This is a genomic window from Paenibacillus algicola (genome assembly GCF_005577435.1).
GTDB classification, from domain to species: domain Bacteria; phylum Bacillota; class Bacilli; order Paenibacillales; family Paenibacillaceae; genus Paenibacillus_AQ; species Paenibacillus_AQ algicola.
The window spans coordinates 2811276-2831780 of the sequence record NZ_CP040396.1; the positions used below are offsets into that span (position 1 = coordinate 2811276).

Genomic DNA, 20505 nt, shown 5'->3' on the forward strand with positions numbered 1-20505 from the left:
TTGTAAACTGATGTCGAAACTGATCATTTTTATGAAAACGATGAAAACGCCAAAAAAGCGGCAGGCCGCCAGGGTTACCCCTCTCGTCCACCGCTTTTCTTTTGCACACCACTCTAAGCCTGGCTTACATTGTGTTAACAAATATCATAATAAAGCTCACGAATTCATCAATCTGTTAACGAGGTCCTTCTCGCAAAATCAACAAACTGGAATTTATCCAGCCGGTGCCGTGACTCACTGTACTGGAAGAGCGTTGTATCCTCCAAATGGACATATCCTCGAACGGCCACCACATGACGATCATCTCCCAAATCCATATAGGCAGCATCCCGTTCATTCACGCTCTCTACCGTAATGACCTTCTCGGCATAGCTGATTTTCAGCTGCAGCTCCTGCTCCAGATAGGCATAAATCGAATCTGCGGCAATCTCTGGATTCAGATGATCGACGACCTTAGCGTTTAGATAGTCAATATCCAGAATGACGCGTTCTCCGTCGATTTCACGAGCCCGGATGACCTTCCATACCCGCTGATCCGGACGGCACTTCAGCTCTTTTCCGATCACTTCTCCAGCCGGGATCTGTTCAACAGCGTAGACAAGAGTCCGGCTTGGCTTGCCCAGCGCCTTGGAAAGCTCTTTGTAGCTAACAAGGCCTGAGATCGGGAATTTCAGCCGGCTTTTCTCCAGAACAAAAGAGCCTTTACCCTTCACCTTATGGATGTAGCCGTTCTGGGCCAACAGATTTAGTCCCTTCCGGACGGTTTCACGGGTTGTTTCATACACGGCGGACAGCTCGTGCTCTGAAGGCAGCTTGCTGCCCGGAGGCAGCAAACCGGATTCAATGTACTGCGCGTAGTCCTTATATAGACTTAGAAAAATATTATTGTTTCTCATGTTAATCACCATCGGTTATTGTAACATGTTTAACGATCAGCTTTCAGCCTGAATCTCCGTCAATGGCTTACGTACCTTGAGTGTAGGCAATACGGAGAATGGTGCTCTCGCCCTGTATGGCTTCGCCAGGAAGCTCCTCCACATTGTTAATCTGCTCCTGGCCGTCCGGTATAATAATCGGCGTGATGATTGGCAAGCCTGCCGATTGAATGACATCCATATCAAACTCCAGCAGCAGCTGGCCCTTCGATATGCTAGCCCCGGTTTCCACATGGGCAGTAAAGGGTCTTCCTTTCAGGGAGACGGTATTTATCCCGACGTGAATCAGCACCTGAAGCCCTTCTTCATTTTGCAAAATTAACGCATGCTTGCTCTTGATCAGATGAGCTACTGTACCATCAAATGGTGCATACACCTTACCCTCTGCAGGAATGATCGCAATGCCTTGTCCCATCTGCTTCTCTGCAAAGGCCGGGTCCGGCACCTGAGACAAATTGACTGCCCTTCCGCTCAGCGGGGATGTCATTTCCAGCATGAACGAATTGTCCCCTGCCGTCTCTGCATCATCTGGATGAGTGACCGGCGGAGCTGAAGTCCCTGAAGCAGAGGCCCTCTCCTCGTCCTGCTTCCCGTCTGTGTTCATCAATACCGCCTCCTGAGGCTCGCAGTCCTCGGCGGCGGCCTTTTTCCGCAATCTTGCCATCTGCACCCGGCCATAGAGCAGGGTACCCGTGAACGGCACGATGAGCACAATAGCCATCCCCAGGAAGAAGACCCCCCATTGGTTCGGGAATATGGATAAGAATCCGGGAATACCGCCCACCCCGATAGAAGAGGCGAGTACATTATTGACGGCAAGGAGAATGCCCGCGATTCCGGAGCCAATCAGGCCAAAAATGAAAGGATAGCGCAGGCGCAGATTAACCCCGAAAATGGCGGGCTCGGTCACGCCGAGGAACGCCGATACCGATGAGGTCACGGCCAGGCCCTTCGATTTCTGTTCCTGATACACGAACAGCATGGCCAGTGCCGCCGCACCTTGCGCAATGTTAGACAGCGCCAGCATCGGCCACAGGAAGGTGCCCCCTTCACTGCCGATCAGCTGCACGTCCACAGCGAGGAACGTATGGTGCATGCCGGTGATGACCAATACGGCGTACAAGCCGCCATAGATGAGACCGCCAAGCGCGGCAAAGGAATTAAAAATACTTACAAGACCCGAGGTCAGCATGTTGCCGATCGCAAATGTAACTGGCCCCACCAGAATGAAGGCCAGAAACCCGGTGACAAGCAGCGCAACCGGAGCTACCACCAGCAGCTTGATCGAATCGTGAACCCGCTTGTTCAGGAATCGCTCTAATTTGGCTAGAATGTATGCCGACACGAGTACCGGCAGCACCTGTCCCTGATAGCCAATGCTCTGCACCTCCAATCCGAACAAATTCCAAACCGGGACGGTTCCTTCCAGCTTCGCTTTGGCATAATCGTAGGCACTCATCAGGCCGGGATTGACCAGGATAAGACCGAGCACGATACCGAGCAATGGACTGCCGCCAAACTGCCGGGCAGCCGACCAGCCGATCAGGACCGGCAGAAAGGTGAACGCCGTGCTGGCAATCAGATTGATCATGGAAGCGACGTCCGTCCACTGCGGATGTACTTCAATCAGAGATTGCCCTTCATAGAAAATATCTGCGCCCGTCAGGATATTGTTCACGCCGAGCAGCAAGCCTGCCATAACGATGGCCGGAAGAATCGGGATGAATATATCAGCAAGCGTCTTGATTGCACGCTGAATCGGATTTTGCTTTTTGCCCGCTAAATCCTTGACATCATCCTTCGAGGCACGGGTGCCTCCGGTGATTTGAATCATCTCTTCATACACCTGATCCACAAGGCCCGGTCCAATGACGACCTGGAACTGGCCTTGCGATGAGAACTGCCCTTTCACTAAGTCGTTCTGATCCAAAGCCTTTGCGTCCACTTTGCTTTCATCTGCCAATGCAAACCGCAGACGGGTGACACAGTGCGAAGCGGCTTCAATATTGTCCCTGCCGCCGACCGCTTGAACGATCTGCTCTACTTTAGCACGGTCGATTTTGACCATTGTCCTCTCTCCTGTCCTGTCAGAATATATAGATGGCCTATGTCAGCAGCCACATAAAAGAGCCATATGGCGCAAGCCGCACAATGACATCCAAGCGCGGAGCTTCCTTCACATTGCCAATCAGCAGCTTGGCATTCTCGAACGCATAGCCTGAGGCCTTTAAAGACTCCGGCAGGCGGAAGGAAATCTCCTGATCACTGAAATTGGAAATCACGACGAGCATTTCTCCAGCATTTCGCCTTGCATAAGCATAAATTTGCGGATGCCCTTCATCGAGCCGGATATAAGCACCATCTGTTAACACTGGCAGGCTCTTGCGAAGCTCAATCAGCTTGCGATAATGATGGTAAATGGACTCCGGGTCCTCCACCGCGAGGCGTGCATTGATGTCACGATACCGCTCATCGACCTTGATCCATGGGGTGCCTTTTGTAAATCCAGCCTGCTCCTGATTCTCCCAGGGCATTGGCAGCCGGGAATTGTCCCGGGATCGAACCTGAATAATATGCTCTGCTTCTTCCGGAGATTTCCCCTTTTGCAGCAAAATATCGTACATATTCCTGGACTCGATGTCTCGAAATTCGTCCATGGAGTTCCATTTCGGGTCTGGCAGTCCGATTTCCTCACCCTGATAGACGTACGGAGTACCCTGCAGCCCGTGAAGCGTCGTCGCAAGCAGCTTCGCGCTTTCTTGCCGATATCTGGTGTCATCCGTGAACCGGCTCAGTGCCCTCGGCTGATCATGGTTATTCCAGAACAGTGCGTTCCAGCCCCCGCCTTCCTGCATACCAATCTGCCAATAAGACAATATTCTCTTCAGCTCTTCAAAATCATAAGGCTTCAGCTCCCATTTCTGTCCGTTCGGGTAATCTACTTTCAGATGATGAAAGCTGAACGTCATCGAGAATTCATTCTCCTCCGGCCTGGAATAGCGGATGCAATGCTCCAGCGTGGTCGAGGACATCTCGCCGACCGTCACGAGATTGTAGGGACGAAATACCTTTTGATTCATTTCCTTGATATATTCATGAACCTTTGGCCCATCTGTGTAAAATTTGCGCCCATCTCCCGGGGAGGTCGAGCCGTCATCATCAGGAAAACGGTGATCCTTCGAAATCAGATTAATGACATCCATCCGGAAGCCGTCCACTCCCTTTTCCGCCCAGAAGGTAAGAATATCCATAACCTCCTGCCGAACCTTCTGATTCTCCCAATTCAGATCCGCCTGGGTTTTATCAAACAGCGTGAGAAAATACTGTCCTGTTCCTTCATCGTATTGCCACGCAGGACCACCGAATTTTGACTGCCAGTTATTGGGTGGTCCTCCATCCTCGGCAGGATCCTTCCAGATATAATAATCACGATACGGGTTATCTTTAGAGGATCTCGCTTCCTTAAACCAGCGATGCTCTGTGGAGGAATGGTTGACGACAATATCAATCATCAGGTGCATATCCCGGCGCTTTAGCTGAAAGACCAGCTCGTCAAAATCCTCCATCGTACCGTATACGGGATCAATGGAGGTATAATCGGCAACATCGTAACCGTTATCATTCTGAGGAGAAATATATACCGGCTGCAGCCACACAATGTCAATGCCCAGCCCTCTGATATAATCCAGCTTCTCCGTTAGTCCTTTAATATCTCCGGTACCGCTGCCTGTTGTATCATTAAAGCTCTTGGGGTAAACCTGATATACGGTGGAGGTTCTCCACCAGTCCTTCCCCCGCTTGTCATCTCCGTTCATATAGGCCTGCCTCCTTCAATCATGTATATACAAGTTTTCAGATTCACATCATATACCTGTATATACAGGTTGTCAACGTATAAACATTTATACCCTGTCTTTGCCATTTCAAATACGCTATTCAAAAAAAAAAAAAGGACCTTTGCGGAAATTTTCCGCAAAGGTCTTCAATATGGAAGAAACCTTAGAGAACCCTGACTAACGAAAAATTAATAGACTTTAGGAACCTGAACCTGCTGTGTCTGACCGTCCAGCGTGAAGTACAAATGAATACCGTGGTCTTGATCATCCATAAAATGTGAAACGTATTTCGGCTCCGACTTCTTCATCGGCACCAGTACGGATACGATGCGGTGCGCTGACGCTGAACGCGTAGTCGCCTTCAAATTCCAGTGAATGTCGAGACCTTCCAGCTCTGCCGGATCTACATTGGCAAAGGCATTACTTTGAGATAGCTCCAATTCCCCGGATGAGCAGTACACAAATTGAACATCCATATCTGCTTTAGTGCCCTCAACTCGGAACGCCTGATTCTTCAGCTTCATTTCATGCAGCGTGTGGAACAGCCAATCTACCCGGCCGGACTGCTCCAGATCAACCTGATCCACAATCACGGCATAGGATCCGCCGATGAAATAAATTTCGCGCTCATAACGCTTCAGGTAAGGAACCTCACTGCGATAAGCTTCGGTAGCATCCAGTCTCGTGTAGAGGTATGCACCCCGGTCTTCTGCGGTAACCACTTTACCGTAAGCTTCCATGTTCTTCACCTTGTCATTGTCGGCATATTGTCCCTTACCATCAATGAGCAGCGCGTTCTTGGAGAGGGTATGTCTGCGCCAGTTGCGGTGAAGCGTACTGCCGAAGGCTCCGTAGTATCCACTTTGGATCGCCAGCGGCTCGCCGTAAGCATGCAGGATAAACGCATTTTGATCTCCATGGCTATGAGACAGGGAGCCATAGGAAGAGCTCTTGGTCAAGAGGAATACATGCTCTTCAGGATCATCCATGCGGGAATGCATAGCTACCCAGCCTACATCACGGAACCACTTCAGCGGAGCAGCGTCCTTTGGAGCCTCCGCCTGAACCTGAGGATAATCTGAACGGTAGATCAGCTCGTCAAAGCGGAAATCCCACCAGCCGTAATTATAGAATTTGCTGTCTGCATCGGTGTCTTTCTCTTTCAGCTGCTCATAATACCATTGGTAGTATGGGTTGCCAGTAATGCCTGCAAATTGACGGATGTTCACTCCCGTCTTCAAGCTTGGCGGCTCACCCAGATTCGACATATCTCCGAAGCTAGCCCGAGCCGTATGCGGCGGAAATACATAGAGCGGGAAATCCCCGGTCTTGTCGAAGAATGGACGGGAATAAATATTGATGCCCGTATAATTTTTGAGCAGGTTCAAAGCGTCAATCAGGTAGGCCATACCGGTCGTCCAGTACATTGGACCCTCAGCCCAGCCGCCGTCTTCCCCGCCCCAAGGACTGTACAGGGTGGAGTAGTACTCAACCGTGTAATCCAGCCATTCCTGCGCTTTCGGCTCCTCGCCCAGCAAAGCGATACAGCATGGGACCAAGACTGAAGACAGCGAGCGGACGGCATGGCTGTCGTAAGGCACATGATGAATCTTGGAGCGTTCAATCACGTGGAAGGCTACCTGCTCGGTGCGACGGAACAGACTTTTCCGGACAAGATCCTTCTGATCGTCTGACAAGTATTCGTATAGCCAGTCATAGCCCCAGGCCAGTGCACCGGCAATACGGAATGCCACCTCATCGTTGTAATCCCGGGAGGTTGTGCCCTCAGTATCCCAGGAAGCAGCATGCACCAGCCACTCTACAGCCCGTTGAATCAGGTCTTCTTGCTTCAGCACAACACCGGCCACACTCAGGTGCCGAATTGCATACAGCACTTCCTGCGAATCCATGTACATTTTTCTCCACAGGACTGCGACTCTCTTATTGTCCGGATAAGGTGCAGGCTCGGCAATAAGCGGTCTGTCAATCCATGGCTTCACGGATTTCTCGTAGAATTCATCCCAGCCCGCAGACTGTGGATCCTCCTGAACCTGCTGCTGATATGTGTTCAACCGCTCCCGGTTCAGCCACAAGCGAGGATGCTCTGTCTTCACATGAGCATAGCGATCTGCTCTCGCCGGCAATGGCGTTTCCGGCAGGTCGGGCAGAACCTGGAATTCCCGAGTTTCACTCCAGTCCGTAGCCAGTGTGCTGGAGGACGCATGGGAATCTCCCAGCAGGGCATATCTCCAGTAATAGGTGCCCGGGGCAAGCACTTCATCCGGTGTGAAGAAATTGTAAGGAATCGGACTGTAGGTCAGTGTATCCTGATCCTTAAATTCACGCGATGAAGAAATTTGCAGGATGTATTGATCATCCTCAAGGCGGGCCGCCATCCAGGTGAATCTCGGCGGATTCTCGACCAGCTTGGTCTCCTGATCCGGCTTATATTGAACGGTCAGCTTACCGGATTTGGGTTGGTACAATGCACTGTTACCTGAAATCATTACAGATTACCTCCTTAGAATTGCGTGCTCATTGATGGTTTCTTTTTAACGCATGAACATTCCGCCGTTAACCTCAAGCGTCTCGCCGGTAATGTATGAACCGAGATCAGAGACGAAATAGATGACCGCAGAAGCCACATCATCCGGATGTCCTTCACGTCCAAGCGGGATGCTGTTAATTGTCGCCTGTCTCGCACTATCCGGTGTAAACGTTGCATGGAAGGCGGTGTTTCCGATAAAGCCCGGAGAAATACAGTTAACAGTAATACCATCCGGACCCAGTTCCTTGGCCAAGCCCTTGGAGTAGGAGATCACGGCTGCTTTACTTGCCGCATAGATACTGGCTCCAGCACCGCCGCCGTTGTGGGCGGCTACAGAGGTCATATTAACAATTCTTCCGGATTTTTTCTCCTTCATGCCGGCAAGCACAGCACGGGTTACAAAGACCGTGCTCTTCATATTGACGTCCATGACCTGATTGTAATGCTCCTCTGTCATGACATCGTTGGCAACCCGCTTTACCAGATGACCGGCATTGTTAATCAGAATGTCTACAGTTCCACCCAGCTGCTCCTGAATGCCCTGAATCATTGCTTCAACCTGGTCAATTTGAGTCACATCTGCCTGAAATAGCGCAGCCTCACCGCCAGCCTCCCGAATCTGGGCTGCAACCTGCTCGGCATCCTCTGCACTGCTTCTGTAATTGATGGCTACCTTCGCACCCGCTTGGCTCAGCATTAACGCACAGGCTCTGCCGATCCCGCCGCTCGCCCCTGTTACCAATGCAATTTTTCCTGTCAAATCCAAGTTAATCATGTAGAAATCCTCCTCTTTTTTTATTGTTCCGGCATTTTCATCACAAACCGGGTCCCCTTGCCTTCTTCACTTTCTACAAACAGTCCATACTCATCCCCAAACACCAGCTGAATCCGCCGATGCACATTCATCAGCCCGATCCCGCCGTGATGATACACAGTATCCTTCGGCGCCTCAGCCAAACGGTTTTGACGCAGGCGCTCCTGCAGCTTTTGCAGCTGCTCCGAAGTCATACCGACACCATTGTCTTCTACCATGACGTAGAAGCATTGATTCTCAATTTTGGCGTCGATCCGAATCCGATGGTAATCCTCCATCCCGTCAGGAAATGCGTGTTGGAAAATATTTTCCACCAATGGCTGTAAGGTAAGCCGGACGCATTTCTCCAGCAGCAGCTCGGGATCTATATCTACATCGATCTCGATCTCTCTCCCGCTGCGGTGCTTTAAAATAATTAAATAATTACGGACATGGTTCAGCTCATTTGCGATTGTTATCTCTTCCAGATTCGTCTGGATGGAATATCGCAGCATATAGGACATCGCTTCCACAATTTCAGAAATCTCACCGGAGTGCTGCACGATAGCATAACCGTTTACAGTAGCCAGCGTATTGTATAAAAAGTGTGGATTAATCTGCAGCTGAAGGGCTTGGAATTCCGCTTTTTGACGTTCCAGCGAGGATTCCTGCAGCTCAAGTTCAGCCTTCTGATTGGCCAGCTCCGTTTCATAAACCTTCTCGATCATTTCTGACAATCTGGAAACCATGATATTGTAGCTGTGCATCAAACCGCCGATCTCATCAGTCCGATGAACCCCTTGGATTTGCTGCCAATTTCCTTTCTCAGTCTGGCGCATACTGCTGTTTAACCGGCGGATTGGAGAAACGATAGAATGTCCGAACCGGAAAGCCAGCCATGCGGCCAGTGCCAATGTAATCAGTCCTACAGTGATGGTTGTGGAACGGATAGAGTTTACAGGCTCCCGCAGCTCCTTTACCGGAATAGAAACGGTCAGCTTCCATCCTGATTCCAAGGATGATCGGGTAACAAATAAACGATGATCATCACCATAACCTGAAATAAAGCTTTCCTCTTCCCCATGCAGCACCTTGGACTTTAATTCTTCGTCCGCCTTCTGTCCAATCAAGGAAGATTCCGGATGATATACATATCGTCCAAGCTCATCCAGGACAAAGAAATAACTGTCCTTCCCCAAATCCTTCTGCTGCCACATTTGTGTCAGCTCCTGCACATTCAGCTCCACCGCCAGGACCCCTGTGGGCTCATAACTGGAGAAGCCTCGAACTCTTCTCGCAAGTGTAACGATATTGGTCTTGCTTGAAGCAATTCGGTCATTCAGAACGACAATGCCTCCCTCAGCAGGCGTGCGCTCCCATAGCCATTCCAGCCGTTTTTCCACATGGATGGAGCTGTCATTAACGACAGCCCGCCCATTTTTTCCAATCAGATAAATCTGATGAATCTGTGGATATTGAACAAATAAAGGCTCCAGGGCGTGGCGCCGAATCTGGGAGGAATAATAAAAGTAGGAGTAGCTGTCTGTATAGTCCATATCCAGGAAATACTTGATATCCCAGCTGGACAGCATAGAGCTGCTAACATCCTTATAGCGATCCAAAAAGATATCCGTCTGATAAGCCATATTCGTAGTCATTTGGGAAATATACTTCTCCATTTGGCGGTCAAGCGCTCGTGAGGCTTTAAAATAAGAGAACAATCCCAGGCTTGTCAAGGAAAGTATGATCACAATAAGGAAGTAAAGAAACACCTGGCGGGCAAGTGAAGCTTTCATCCATTCATCCCCAGGCTCTGCCGGAATTCGGAAGGTGAAACACCGGTATATTTCTTAAACGTCTTAGTAAAATGTGAATGATCAGCGTAGCCAATGTCATAGGCAATATCCGTGATCCGGTAGTGCGGCTGCTGAAGCAGCTTTTTGGCTCTCTCCATCCGCCGCCGGATCCGGTACTGCACAAAGGTTTCTCCTGTCGACTGCTTAAACATCTGCGAGAAATAAGACGGGTTGAGTCCCAGAATGTCCGCCACTTCCTCCAGCGAGGATTCCCTGGCGAGATGAGCTTCAATATACCGCTTGGATTCTTCCACCGGGTCCTTGACATGACCGCGACGCTTACTTTGCAGCTGATCTATAAACAGATTCAGCGCGTCTTGAAGTCTAGGGTACAGCTCTCGTCCTTCATGAAACATGAGCTCTGTATTGACCTGGAATGCATAAATATCTCTTGCGTTTAGCTTTTTCAGAACCAATCCGTACAAGGCCTGAAGCAGCTCCTGTTGTTGCTTCTCTCCTAATCCATATCCCATAAATTCTTGTTCACAATCCTTAAGCAGCTTGTTCAGCTGCTCCTTGCTGAGGGACCAGATTGCCTGCTCCATCGCGTGGGCAACCTCCTCCAGGCGAACCGGAGAAATATAGGTGGATTTCTTTTTTTTACGTGCCGCTGCAGCCATTTTCTCCAGAACATGATGGACCTTGTCTCGGGAAACGGGTTTAAGCAGGTATTCCTTCACGCCTAGAGACATGCACTGCTGAGCATATTCAAAATCACCATAACCGGATACAACAGCAATCTGAACACTTGAATCCTGTTGGAACAAATGTCGGCACAGCTCAATTCCATTCATCTTGGGCATCCGAATATCCGTAAATATAAAATCAGGAAGGCCCTCCTCCAATATTCCAAGCGCTGCGGCTCCGTTCTCGGCAGTCTTGACGTCCACAATGAGATCCTTCCTCTCAGAGATTAATACGGACAGACTTTGCCTGATCATCGGCTCATCATCAACTATCAGCACTCGGTACATGTTATTGGGCCTCCTTCAGTTCATTCAGTCAGGGGTTTAGCGGCGCGGCTCAAGCACCCCTTGTTGATTGTTGTATTTCTCGGTTGCTTCCTTGATGACCTCGTCGCCGCCTTTGGATTTCCACTCTTCTACCGCCTTCGGCCAATCACTTACCGGCTCTTTGCCGTATACAATCTTGACCATGTGGTTCAGAATGACCGGTGGAGCCTGATCAGAGATCGGGGAAATATCCGGATTTTTCTGGAATGCGTCCAAACGCGGCTCGAAGGAGATTCCATCACGTCCTTCTTTCGCCAGGACATCGTCATATACCTTTATTAGCTTCTGTCCTTGTTCAGACAGCTCCAGCGTACCTTTGTTGTACGTGGTGTCCTGTACCATCCACAAGAAGGCTTGACGGTAGCGCTCTTCGTCTACTTCCTGCGGTGTTACTGGTGCCTTGTAATTGATTTTTCCATTCTCAACCGTGTAATTCTCTCCCTCGATCCCGAAGCTGAAAAACTTCTCTGCTTCCTCACTCACCATCCAGTCAAAGAACTGAATGATCTTTTCTGGATTCTCAACTTTCTGATTAATGAAGTAGGCTCTAGATACCGAACCGTACAGATAATGTCCGCCGGAGCCGTCAGGTCCTACCGGAGATGGGATGATGGCTACCTTTGCATCAGGAACCGCTGCCTTCAGCTGCTGCTCCCATTGGAGAAGCTCATTAGCATTCATCGTCCAGATCCCTGCTTTACCGGACAAAATCGTCTCTTTAAACTTCGTCGGGTTAATCGTTGCGAATTCCTTATTGATCAAGCCTTCGTCATACATTGTCTTATATGTGGTCAGTGCTTGCATCATGTTTTCGTTGTCCATGAATTTCGGCACGATCTGATCGCCTTGCTTCTCGAACATGGATTGATACGGGAATACATCGTAGGCTCCGAAGAACGTATCGGAATAACGGAAGTTTTCTCTTCCCATGTACGGATTCTCAACGCCCATTTCTTTAAACTTTCTCATGACGTTCATGTAATCGTCTACCGTTACAGGAACTGGAAGCCCTGACTTCTCCAGCAGATCCATACGGATCCAGGTTGCTCTCCGGGATGGATTGGACAGCCACTCCGGAATGGCATAAATCTTGCCTTCGTAGGAAACGTTAGCCCACACGTCCTTCGGAATAACCTTCAGCAGGTTCTGACCGTGCTCCTGCAGGAGATCATCTAGAGGCTGGAACACGCCGGCTTGTACAGATCCGCCCATTTCCTTGCCGTTTACGCCGCCGCTGCCCTGAACGACATCAGGAATGTCATTAGTCGCAAACATTTGGAGCATCTTCTGCTCATAATCCTTATGGGGAACCAGCACGATATCCAGGTCCGTATTTGTAATCTCCTCCAGCTTCTTCACCCATTTATCTTCATTGATATTAGGTGACTTCTCTACGTGGTTGAATGCCAGTGTACGCATCGAGATTGAGAATTCTGCTTTACCTTGATCGGTGCCCTCTGCTGCCTTGCCTTCACTGTTGGTGGCGGGCTTCTCTGGCGTTGCCGCTTCTTGTGCGCAGCCTGTCAGCGTACCGAGCGCTAACAATGCTGCGAGTGTGAATGATCCCCATTTTTTCATGTCCGTTACCCCTCTTTTCCTTAAATTGATTATACGTCATAAGCGACTATTAAGATAGCGCTTTCAACGAGTTGATTTCATTCTAGCTTTTTTCCAAATCATGGCGCCATGGAGAGTTTGAGATGGTCTCGTGTTTTCTTTAGGTGCCATTTTAGAAATCAGGATCAGGATTTAACGGAACCCAGCATCAGGCCTTTTACGAAATGACGCTGCAGGAAAGGATAGATCATGATGATTGGAATCGTTGCGACGATAATAACCGCCATCTTGATTCCTTCCGGAGATGAATGGGCCAGATCACTAAACTGCGATGCCGACGGATCGATCGAAATATCGTCCGTGGTAATCATCTGACGCAGCTTGACCTGCAGCGGCCACAGGCTTGGCTTGTTAATATAGTACAGGGCCGACTGGAAGGTATTCCAGTGTCCTACTGCATAAAAGATACCAAGAGACGCCATAACTGGCTTCGAGAGCGGCAGCACGATGTTCCACAGGATCCGGAGTTCTCCACAGCCGTCAATCCGGGAAGCATCAATGAGCTCGCTTGGAATCTGCATGAAGAAAGATCTCATGACGAAGAAGTTAAAAGCAGATATCGCTCCCGGAATCATCAAGGACCACAAGGAGTTCATCATTCCCAGTTCCTTGATCAGGATAAAGTTAGGAATGAGCGGTGCACTGAATACCATTGTGATCAACACCAGCATAACCACGTATTTTCTGCCGACGAATTCCTGTCGGGAAACGGGATAGGCCAGCGAAGCAGTAGCCGCCAGATTAATCAGTGTACCAAGCACGGTAATATAAATGGTGACCGCGAAGGAACGCCAGATGGAAGCATCACTGAATACGTACAGATAGTTCGTAAAGGTGAACTCTACCGGAAAAAAGGTAACCCTGCCCGTCGTAACCGCCAGCGAAGAGCTGAAGGATTGGGCCAATACGTTTACAAATGGCAGAAACATACAGAGCGCGATGGCAGTAAGCAGAATAATATTGAAAACGTTAAATATCTTCTGTCCTTGAGTTGCATGATTCATTGTCCTTCACCTCCTAGTACAAGCTCTCGCCGGTTGTTTTTTTACTGATAAGATTCCCAATATAGACCAGCATCAAGCCGACTACGGATTTGAACAATCCCATGGCTGTCGTATAGCTGTACTGCTGCTGCAGCAAACCGGCTTTATAAATATAAGTATCAAGAATTTCACCGTTCTCCGTGTTCAGCGGATTCAGGAATACAATAACGCGTTCAAAGCCGAAGTCCATAAATTTACCGATATGCAGCAGGAACAAAATCATAATCGTCGGCAGCAAAGCCGGCAATGTAATCGATAAGGTCTGTTTCCAGCGTCCTGCTCCATCGACCTCCGCTGCTTCATACAGATCCGGATTGATACCGGCAAGCGCTGCGAGATAAATAATGGTGCCATAGCCGCTGTCCCGCCAAATCCCGGACGTAATCAGAATGGAGCGAATGTAGGATTCTTCACCCAGGAAGTAGATCGGGTCGATTCCGAACCAGCCCAGGAAGGTGTTGACCACCCCGGTGGAGGGAGACAGGATACCGACCGCAACCCCGCTGACAACGACCCAGGAAAGAAAATGGGGCATATACACAACGGTTTGCAGTACTCTTTTGTAAAAAATCAGCCGCAGCTCATTCAGCAGCAGTGCCAAAATAATAGGCGCCGGGAATGCAAGCAGCGTATCATACAAGCCGATTAACAAGGTGTTGCCCAGAATACGCATGAAGTCATAATGCTCAAACATGGTGCGAAAATGCTCCAGTCCTACCCACTCACTGTCCCACATGCCTTTGAAAATGTTGTAGTCCTGGAACGCGATTACCGATCCGAATAACGGTACATATTTGAACAGGATGAAATATAGGACGCCTGGCAGAGCCAGAATGTATAAGGTTTTATACTTCCACATGTAGGAGAAAATCGATCTCTCCTCCGGCCGAAGGGTTCTCGTATCTTGTGCTGTCAAGGACTTAGCCACGGCTGCCTCCTTCAAGCTCCTTCTGCTTCCTAAGATGCTCCGGTGCATTTTCGTCTACTGGAATTTCGTCGAAGGTGATCGAGATGAATTCCGGTTCTCTGTCGATAATGCGAGACAGCTCCCGGGTAAACGTTTCAACAATTTCTTCCTTCTGACTCTGGCTTCGACCCTCGTACATTTTTATGGTGATTTGTGGCATGCTGGTAAACTCCTTTCTTGGATAAATAATCTGTCCTGCAATTTATTGTAAGCACTTTCGTTTCCTCTATCTAGGGTCTCCCTTTTTGTGAATTGGTGTTTTTTTTAGGGTATCGCAATGTGGAACTGGTTACGAATTTATTCTAAAATATTCCATATGTCATCTATGGAAAACAACAGTATGTTCTTCCAGTATCTGATATTTTATAGGTAGGCGCAGGAGCAATGGCGCACTGTTGTAGAGAAAGGAGTGCGGCTCGCAGATTTTGCTACTCTTGTGAAATCATTCTTTACCATTAAAAAGGAGGAATTGTAATGATGAACTACCGTATCGCTCGGAAGACAGGAATCGCTGTATTGGGATCGGCCTTGCTGCTCGGCTCCGCCGGCTTAAGCACTGGAGCTTTAGCTGCCGAAGGAGAAATCCCATCTGCCCAGGCTGCTCCATCATCTCATTCTATGAATGCGCTTTCTCCAAGCCAGCCGCCTTCTCAGAATTTTAATCTTACGAAATGGAAGCTTACGCTGCCTGACGCTTCGGAGATTACTAACCTCAGTAATTACAGCAACGCCAAATGGTTCTATACCGATTCCGCGACAGGCGGTATGGTATTTGTGGCTCCGAACCTGGGCAGTACGACGACCAACAGCAGCTACACCCGTTCCGAGCTTCGGGAAATGCTGAACGCTTCGGCGGGCACCACCTCGTATGGTAACAACTGGGTGACCTCTACCTCCTCTTCTTCAATTAAGGCTCAGGCCGGCGGAGTAGACGGCACCATGAAAGCCACGCTGCGAGTAGACCGCGTCTCAACCAGTGGAGATACCTCCAAGCTCGGCCGTGTCGTTGTAGGCCAGATTCATGGACCGGATACAGAGCCGATTCGCTTGTATTTCCACAAGCGTCCCAGCGACAGCAAGGGTGCCATTTACTTTGGCACGGACGATCTGAACAATAACAACACATGGGTCAATGTTCTCGGAGGACCATCCAGCCTCAATCCTTCCAATGGCATTGCACTGGGCCAGAAATGGAGCTATGAAATCAAGGTTGTCGGCTTGAAAATGACGGTCAAGGTAACTCCGGAGGGTGGATCAACAACAACCGTCAACTATAATCTGCCGTCAGGCTATAACAACAAATATTTGTATTACAAGGCTGGCGTCTATAACCAAAACAATACGGATACTACAAGCGACAAGTCCGACCATGTAAAGGCCACCTTCTTCTCGCTCACACATGTTCATCCGTAAGCGATAAGGGATTCATCAGGAGCTTGTTCGGGTTACAGCGCTTTAATTCCATAGGTACATGCTCCGCAGACGCTCGCACTGCGCAGGGAAGCTTTGGTCCCTGCCTGTGCGAGCTTTTTACGGGTTTAGTCATTTCCCCAGCCTTCGATGTGATTGGTGCTTCCCTCTCCAGGCGCACCTAAAAAAACCGCATAGCCTGGTTTACCCGAGCTACGCGGTTTATCATGTTTATTATACGTAGAGGCTGTAGCCTCCCTTGCGAATGATGATGGTAAGAGCTTTTAATGAAACCATCGGTTTAATACGCGCTTGATCTCTGATACGTAGACAGGCTTGCTAATAAAATCATGCATCCCGCAATCCAGGCAAGCTTCCCGGTCGTTCTGCTGCGCAAAGGCGGTAACCGCAACGATAATCGGCGAGCGGCCGTCCTTGCTCTGCTGGAGAATCGCCTGCGCGGCCTCGAAGCCGTTCATTTCCGGCATCTGAATGTCCATAAAGATGATATCATACCGCTGTTCTTCATAAGCCTTAACGGCTTCCCTTCCATTCTCTGCCTGATCCGTGTGCAGCCCGAATTTCCCAAGCATTTTGGACAGCAAGGTCCGGTTAATCAGATTGTCATCCGCAATCAAGGCCCGCAAGGCGTAAGAGCTCCGTGCAGAGGAGTCGGATTCGGGCTCTGGAAGCCGAGGCTGACTGGAGGGCGTTGCCGCCAGCTCACTGTCTTTGTTACGACCCATAAACGGCAGGCTAAAATAAAAGCTTGACCCTGTCCCCTCCCTGCTCTGCATTCCGATCGTACCACCCATCAGCTCAACCAGTTTTTTGCAAATAGCCAGCCCCAGCCCTGTGCCGCCATATTTCAAATTAATCGACGGATGCAGCTGGGAGAAGGATTGAAAGAGCTGGTCGCGCCGCTCTTCCGGGATACCGATTCCGGTGTCCGTCACGGAGACTGTAAACCATCCGCCTGAGTGTATGGAGGAGGCATATTCATATTTAACGTGAATTCGGATGCTTCCCTCCTCCGTAAATTTCACCGCATTGCCGACAAGGTTCACCAGCACCTGCCGGAAGCGGCCCTCGTCTCCTTCCACAAGGACCGGGACCTTGTCCTCAATGTCTGCCTCAAGAGAGATTCCTTTCTCATTTGCGCGCGGAAGGAACAAATCTACCACACTGCCAACTACAGAGTGTAGAGAGAACTGCTCGTGGCTCAGCTCCATCTTTCCGGCTTCCAGCTTGCTGAAATCCAAAATTTCATTCAGAATGCGCAGCAAAGCGTTGCAGCTCGTTTGTATCGTATTCAGATAGCTTCGCTGTTCCTCGGATAACAGTGTCTCATCCAGCAGATCGGCCATCCCCATGATGCCATTCATCGGGGTCCTTATCTCATGACTCATAATCGCCAGATATTCTGATTTGGCCCGGTCTGCTTTCTCTGCCATCTCCTTGGCTTTCAGAATTTCCTTCTCGGACGTAATATCCCGGAAGACGACAACGGCACCCTTCTGCACGCCTTTATCCCAGATCGGAGTCACCTGATAGTCTGCCAGGAAGCTTGAGCCATCCTTTCGAAGCAGTACAGCTTCACTGACGGCATATCTTCTGCCATCCTGAATGGCGCGGTAAATCCCCGCATTCTCAGACTGGAGAGCCACATTGGTCTGGAACTGCTTCATAAACTCATCATAGCTGTAGCCGCTAATCTCGCCTGGATCCATTTGAAGCATGCCGGCTCCAGCAGGATTAATGAAGATCGGCCGGGCCTCCTCATCGAAGCCGATAATGCCTTCATTGACACTGTTCAAGATCAGGTTATATTGATTACTCAGCTTCTCGATCTGCTCCAGATGCCGCTTGCGGTCTGTAATATCATAGGTGATGCCGTACACTCCAACGATCTCTCCATCGACCACAATCGGTATATTCGTCGAGTTAATTTCAACGAGATGACCGTCTTTATGAATGATTGTCAGATCATAGCTTTGCGGCTCTCCCTGCTTGGCCAGATTGAAATGATAATTGGTTTTGTCCAGATCCTTCGGATGCACGAGCGGTCCCCAGTACATGCCGATCAAGTCCTCGAGGGTGTAGCCTGTAATTTTTTGGAGATTAGAATTGGCTGTTAAATAGTCGCCATTCAGGTTCATGGAATAGACGGCGAACGGATTATGATCGAATAAGGATTTATAGCGCTGCTGATTCTCCTTCAGCATTTGCTCCGCCTTTCTCCGTTCTGTAATATCTCTCGACACGGAGATAAAGGAGGTAATTTCACCCTTCTCGTTATATTGTCTGCGGCTGGAGGTTTCAATCCAGATATAATGTCCATCTTTATGTAACGCTCTAAGAGTAATTCGGTCGTCCTCATGGATCCCTTCCCGGCCCAAAAACTCGGCAACCGGCTCCCGGTCATCCGGATGAATAATATCAAATGCAGGGATCCCGATGAGCTCCTCCGGTTCATAATTCAGCATGGATTTACAGACCGGAGAGGAATACAGGACTGTAGCCGCTTCATCCGGTTTGTGAAGCGTAATCCAGTCGCCGGAGGTCTCCGCAATCAGACGGTACATGCGCTCGCTCTCCAGCATTTTCTCTTCCATTTCAATCGATTCCGTGATGTCCTGAATAACGCCGAATACCCGATTTAATTGTCCATCCTCCGTCTTAAAGACGCCCCAAACACAGCGGAGCATGCGCCAGATCTCCCCGGGAAGCAGGATGCGAAACCGAATATCGCCGCCTTGCCCGGTCTTCGTACCAGTATTCAGCGTCTTGATTACAGTATCCACGTCTGAAGGGTGAATAAGGTCATAGAAGGGCTGCGGGGATTGCTCCAAAGCCTGTACCTTTCCAGCGACCATGTCGCGAATCTCCGGGGAGAAATATATTTTGCCGCTCTCAAAGTCCCAATCCCAATAGCCGACCTGTACCATCGAGCGGGCATACGACCACATCAGCATCTTTCTTCTCTGCTCTGTCATGACCTTGGCGGTTGACATCGTTCCAGGTTCGCCGTTCGGCAGCCTGTCGATCTCTCGCTCTTCCGCCTCGAACCAGAGGATCCGGCCGTCTTGATGAGACATGGTGCGCAAATACAGCTCCTCAGACTCGATTTCTCCAAAATGATGAGCGTAGGAGCAATAAGGCACATCCCTTTTTAGCTCAAACTCACTTCGATGTCTGTCAATCATGTCCTCCTGAGCATACCCGAGGATTCTCAGACAAGATGGTGAAACATAAGCAATGGTCCCATCCTGCCGGTAAAAAATGACCAGCTCCTTCACATGGGACAGCCAAATCCCAGACCACTCATATTCCTGCTGTATGTTCATTGAACCCAGACTCCTTCCGACTACTGCCATTATGCTTGTATAAAGAATGATCCTTCGCTAATTGGAGGGATACATGGGGTGCCGAGATCTGCCTGTTTATAGGGGGTTTTTCGATCGTCTGAGGACATCGTGCTGCCAATCATTCTTAATATGTACACCATAGAATAGACCTTCTACATTATATCTATAAGCTCCTATAGCGAAACTGAAACAGCTCAGACAAACCTATATGCGCAAGCATGAAAAAAAGAGGCCTCAAAAAGTACCAAAAAGGCGATTCCTGTCGCCATCAGAATAAGGACTGGATCAGCAGCCAGCCTCCCGAAATCAGAATGAATCCGAGAGCAAATCGTTTAAACCGCTGCTCGTTTAATCTTCGGACTGCCTTTAGCCCGATCAGTACGCCAATCAGCAGGCAAGGGATATACCATGCCGTTTGGAGCAGCACCGCTTCTGTAATTAATCCGCTATATATAAAGGTGCTGATGGTGACCAGATTTAATAGAATTCCGTATACATTGAGATTGGCTCGAAAACCTGCTTGTCTACCCCTTGATTGGACAAAAACAATACGACCGGCGGTCCGCTCATGGAGATGCTGCCGTTCAAGAGTCCGGTCAGAATCCCTACCGGCACCATCCCTAGCCGCTCTCTCTGGATGGGATATGAACGTCCGGCCAGCAATAAACCGGCGGCCACGACGATGACTGCACCGCTTACCGCCTTCAGCAGGCCAGCCTCCACAACCAGCAGCAGCTTGGTTCCTAAAGGGGCAGCCAGTACGCTGCAAAGAATCAGAAGCCAGATGGATCTCAAATCGATAAAATCGCGTGTTTGTGTAAATATGACCAGGTTTGTACACAGGCTTAAAATAACCACAAGCGGTACAGCCTCCGTAAGCGGCACCAGCTGGGCCAAAAAAGGCAGTGTAATCAATGCAAAGCCGAAGCTCGTCAGGCCTTGAATAAAGCCAGCCAGCACAATGACGAGCATTCCTGTTATCCATAAAATGTCCAAGCTGAAATTTCCTCTCCGATGCTTTAACGTTAAAAAATATGCAAACTAGAATATTGTCTCACCTTCAGCCTCTTTTGTATAGGGTTCGAGCTTGCGGGCATCAGCTTCCCTATAACGCAAAAA

General features: G+C 49.4%; 15 protein-coding genes. 1 reads left to right on the forward strand and 14 read right to left on the reverse strand.

The features are described 5' to 3' along the window. Positions 1–167 precede the first annotated feature (167 nt). The 11 genes from treR to E6C60_RS13170 all read right to left on the reverse strand — a co-directional run bounded on the left by treR (position 168) and on the right by E6C60_RS13170 (position 14768). On the reverse strand, positions 168–896 hold the full coding sequence (gene treR / locus E6C60_RS13120) for a trehalose operon repressor (protein ID WP_138226259.1): 729 nt from the start codon (positions 894–896) through the stop codon (positions 168–170). Between the two features lie 67 nt (positions 897–963). Then, positions 964–3003, reverse strand: coding sequence for a PTS system trehalose-specific EIIBC component (gene treP / locus E6C60_RS13125; RefSeq protein WP_138226260.1), 2040 nt, complete (start codon positions 3001–3003; stop codon positions 964–966). A 37-nt stretch (positions 3004–3040) separates the two neighbouring features. Continuing rightward, a complete protein-coding gene (treC, locus tag E6C60_RS13130; protein ID WP_138226261.1) occupies positions 3041–4750 on the reverse strand; it encodes an alpha,alpha-phosphotrehalase in 1710 nt (569 codons plus the stop codon). Positions 4751–4959: 209 nt separating this feature from the next. Continuing rightward, positions 4960–7278 carry a DUF4962 domain-containing protein gene (locus E6C60_RS13135; protein WP_138226262.1) on the reverse strand — a complete coding sequence of 773 codons (2319 nt, stop codon included), beginning with the start codon at positions 7276–7278 and terminating at the stop codon, positions 4960–4962. 45 nt (positions 7279–7323) lie between these two features. Next, positions 7324–8091 (reverse strand): SDR family NAD(P)-dependent oxidoreductase, encoded by a 768-nt coding sequence (locus E6C60_RS13140; protein WP_138227797.1) that lies wholly within the window; start codon positions 8089–8091, stop codon positions 7324–7326. A 23-nt stretch (positions 8092–8114) separates the two neighbouring features. Further along, positions 8115–9908 (reverse strand): cache domain-containing sensor histidine kinase, encoded by a 1794-nt coding sequence (locus E6C60_RS13145; protein WP_138226263.1) that lies wholly within the window; start codon positions 9906–9908, stop codon positions 8115–8117. Continuing rightward, positions 9905–10942 carry a response regulator transcription factor gene (locus E6C60_RS13150; protein WP_138226264.1) on the reverse strand — a complete coding sequence of 346 codons (1038 nt, stop codon included), beginning with the start codon at positions 10940–10942 and terminating at the stop codon, positions 9905–9907. Before E6C60_RS13150 ends, E6C60_RS13145 begins: the two co-directional genes overlap by 4 nt. 36 nt (positions 10943–10978) lie before the next feature. Next, positions 10979–12559 carry an extracellular solute-binding protein gene (locus E6C60_RS13155; protein WP_138226265.1) on the reverse strand — a complete coding sequence of 527 codons (1581 nt, stop codon included), beginning with the start codon at positions 12557–12559 and terminating at the stop codon, positions 10979–10981. Between the two features lie 164 nt (positions 12560–12723). After that, the gene (locus tag E6C60_RS13160) at positions 12724–13602 is read right to left on the reverse strand and encodes a carbohydrate ABC transporter permease (protein ID WP_138226266.1); all 879 of its coding nucleotides are present in this window, start codon (positions 13600–13602) and stop codon (positions 12724–12726) included. Between the two features lie 13 nt (positions 13603–13615). Beyond that, entirely contained in the window at positions 13616–14569 is a 954-nt protein-coding gene (locus E6C60_RS13165; RefSeq protein WP_233281003.1) for an ABC transporter permease, read from the reverse strand. Next, the gene (locus E6C60_RS13170) at positions 14562–14768 is read right to left on the reverse strand and encodes a tautomerase family protein (RefSeq protein ID WP_138226267.1); all 207 of its coding nucleotides are present in this window, start codon (positions 14766–14768) and stop codon (positions 14562–14564) included. Before E6C60_RS13170 ends, E6C60_RS13165 begins: the two co-directional genes overlap by 8 nt. A 314-nt stretch (positions 14769–15082) precedes the next feature. Here E6C60_RS13170 and E6C60_RS13175 point away from each other — a divergent pair, with 314 nt between their 5' ends. Further along, a complete protein-coding gene (locus E6C60_RS13175; RefSeq protein ID WP_138226268.1) occupies positions 15083–16021 on the forward strand; it encodes a polysaccharide lyase family 7 protein in 939 nt (312 codons plus the stop codon). Between the two features lie 281 nt (positions 16022–16302). Here the strand turns inward: E6C60_RS13175 and E6C60_RS13180 are convergent, their stop codons facing one another. From E6C60_RS13180 to E6C60_RS13185, 3 genes are all read right to left on the reverse strand, one after another. Next, positions 16303–19365 (reverse strand): PAS domain S-box protein, encoded by a 3063-nt coding sequence (locus E6C60_RS13180; protein WP_175415294.1) that lies wholly within the window; start codon positions 19363–19365, stop codon positions 16303–16305. 289 nt (positions 19366–19654) lie between these two features. Continuing rightward, a complete protein-coding gene (locus E6C60_RS21345; protein ID WP_233281004.1) occupies positions 19655–19813 on the reverse strand; it encodes a hypothetical protein in 159 nt (52 codons plus the stop codon). A 50-nt stretch (positions 19814–19863) separates the two neighbouring features. Beyond that, positions 19864–20382, reverse strand: coding sequence for a sulfite exporter TauE/SafE family protein (locus E6C60_RS13185; protein ID WP_233281005.1), 519 nt, complete (start codon positions 20380–20382; stop codon positions 19864–19866). Positions 20383–20505: the final 123 nt, after the last annotated feature.

What these genes read in the sequence shown, in the direction of transcription:
- treR (WP_138226259.1), bottom strand. Translation starts at nt 896, where the DNA reads ATGAGAAACAATAATATTTTTCTAAGTCTATATAAGGACTACGCGCAG.
- treP (WP_138226260.1), bottom strand. Translation starts at nt 3,003, where the DNA reads ATGGTCAAAATCGACCGTGCTAAAGTAGAGCAGATCGTTCAAGCGGTC.
- treC (WP_138226261.1), bottom strand. Translation starts at nt 4,750, where the DNA reads ATGAACGGAGATGACAAGCGGGGGAAGGACTGGTGGAGAACCTCCACC.
- E6C60_RS13135 (WP_138226262.1), bottom strand. Translation starts at nt 7,278, where the DNA reads ATGATTTCAGGTAACAGTGCATTGTACCAACCCAAATCCGGTAAGCTG.
- E6C60_RS13145 (WP_138226263.1), bottom strand. Translation starts at nt 9,908, where the DNA reads ATGAAAGCTTCACTTGCCCGCCAGGTGTTTCTTTACTTCCTTATTGTG.
- E6C60_RS13150 (WP_138226264.1), bottom strand. Translation starts at nt 10,942, where the DNA reads ATGTACCGAGTGCTGATAGTTGATGATGAGCCGATGATCAGGCAAAGT.
- E6C60_RS13155 (WP_138226265.1), bottom strand. Translation starts at nt 12,559, where the DNA reads ATGAAAAAATGGGGATCATTCACACTCGCAGCATTGTTAGCGCTCGGT.
- E6C60_RS13160 (WP_138226266.1), bottom strand. Translation starts at nt 13,602, where the DNA reads ATGAATCATGCAACTCAAGGACAGAAGATATTTAACGTTTTCAATATT.
- E6C60_RS13170 (WP_138226267.1), bottom strand. Translation starts at nt 14,768, where the DNA reads ATGCCACAAATCACCATAAAAATGTACGAGGGTCGAAGCCAGAGTCAG.
- E6C60_RS13175 (WP_138226268.1), top strand. Translation starts at nt 15,083, where the DNA reads ATGATGAACTACCGTATCGCTCGGAAGACAGGAATCGCTGTATTGGGA.
- E6C60_RS13180 (WP_175415294.1), bottom strand. Translation starts at nt 19,365, where the DNA reads ATGAACATACAGCAGGAATATGAGTGGTCTGGGATTTGGCTGTCCCAT.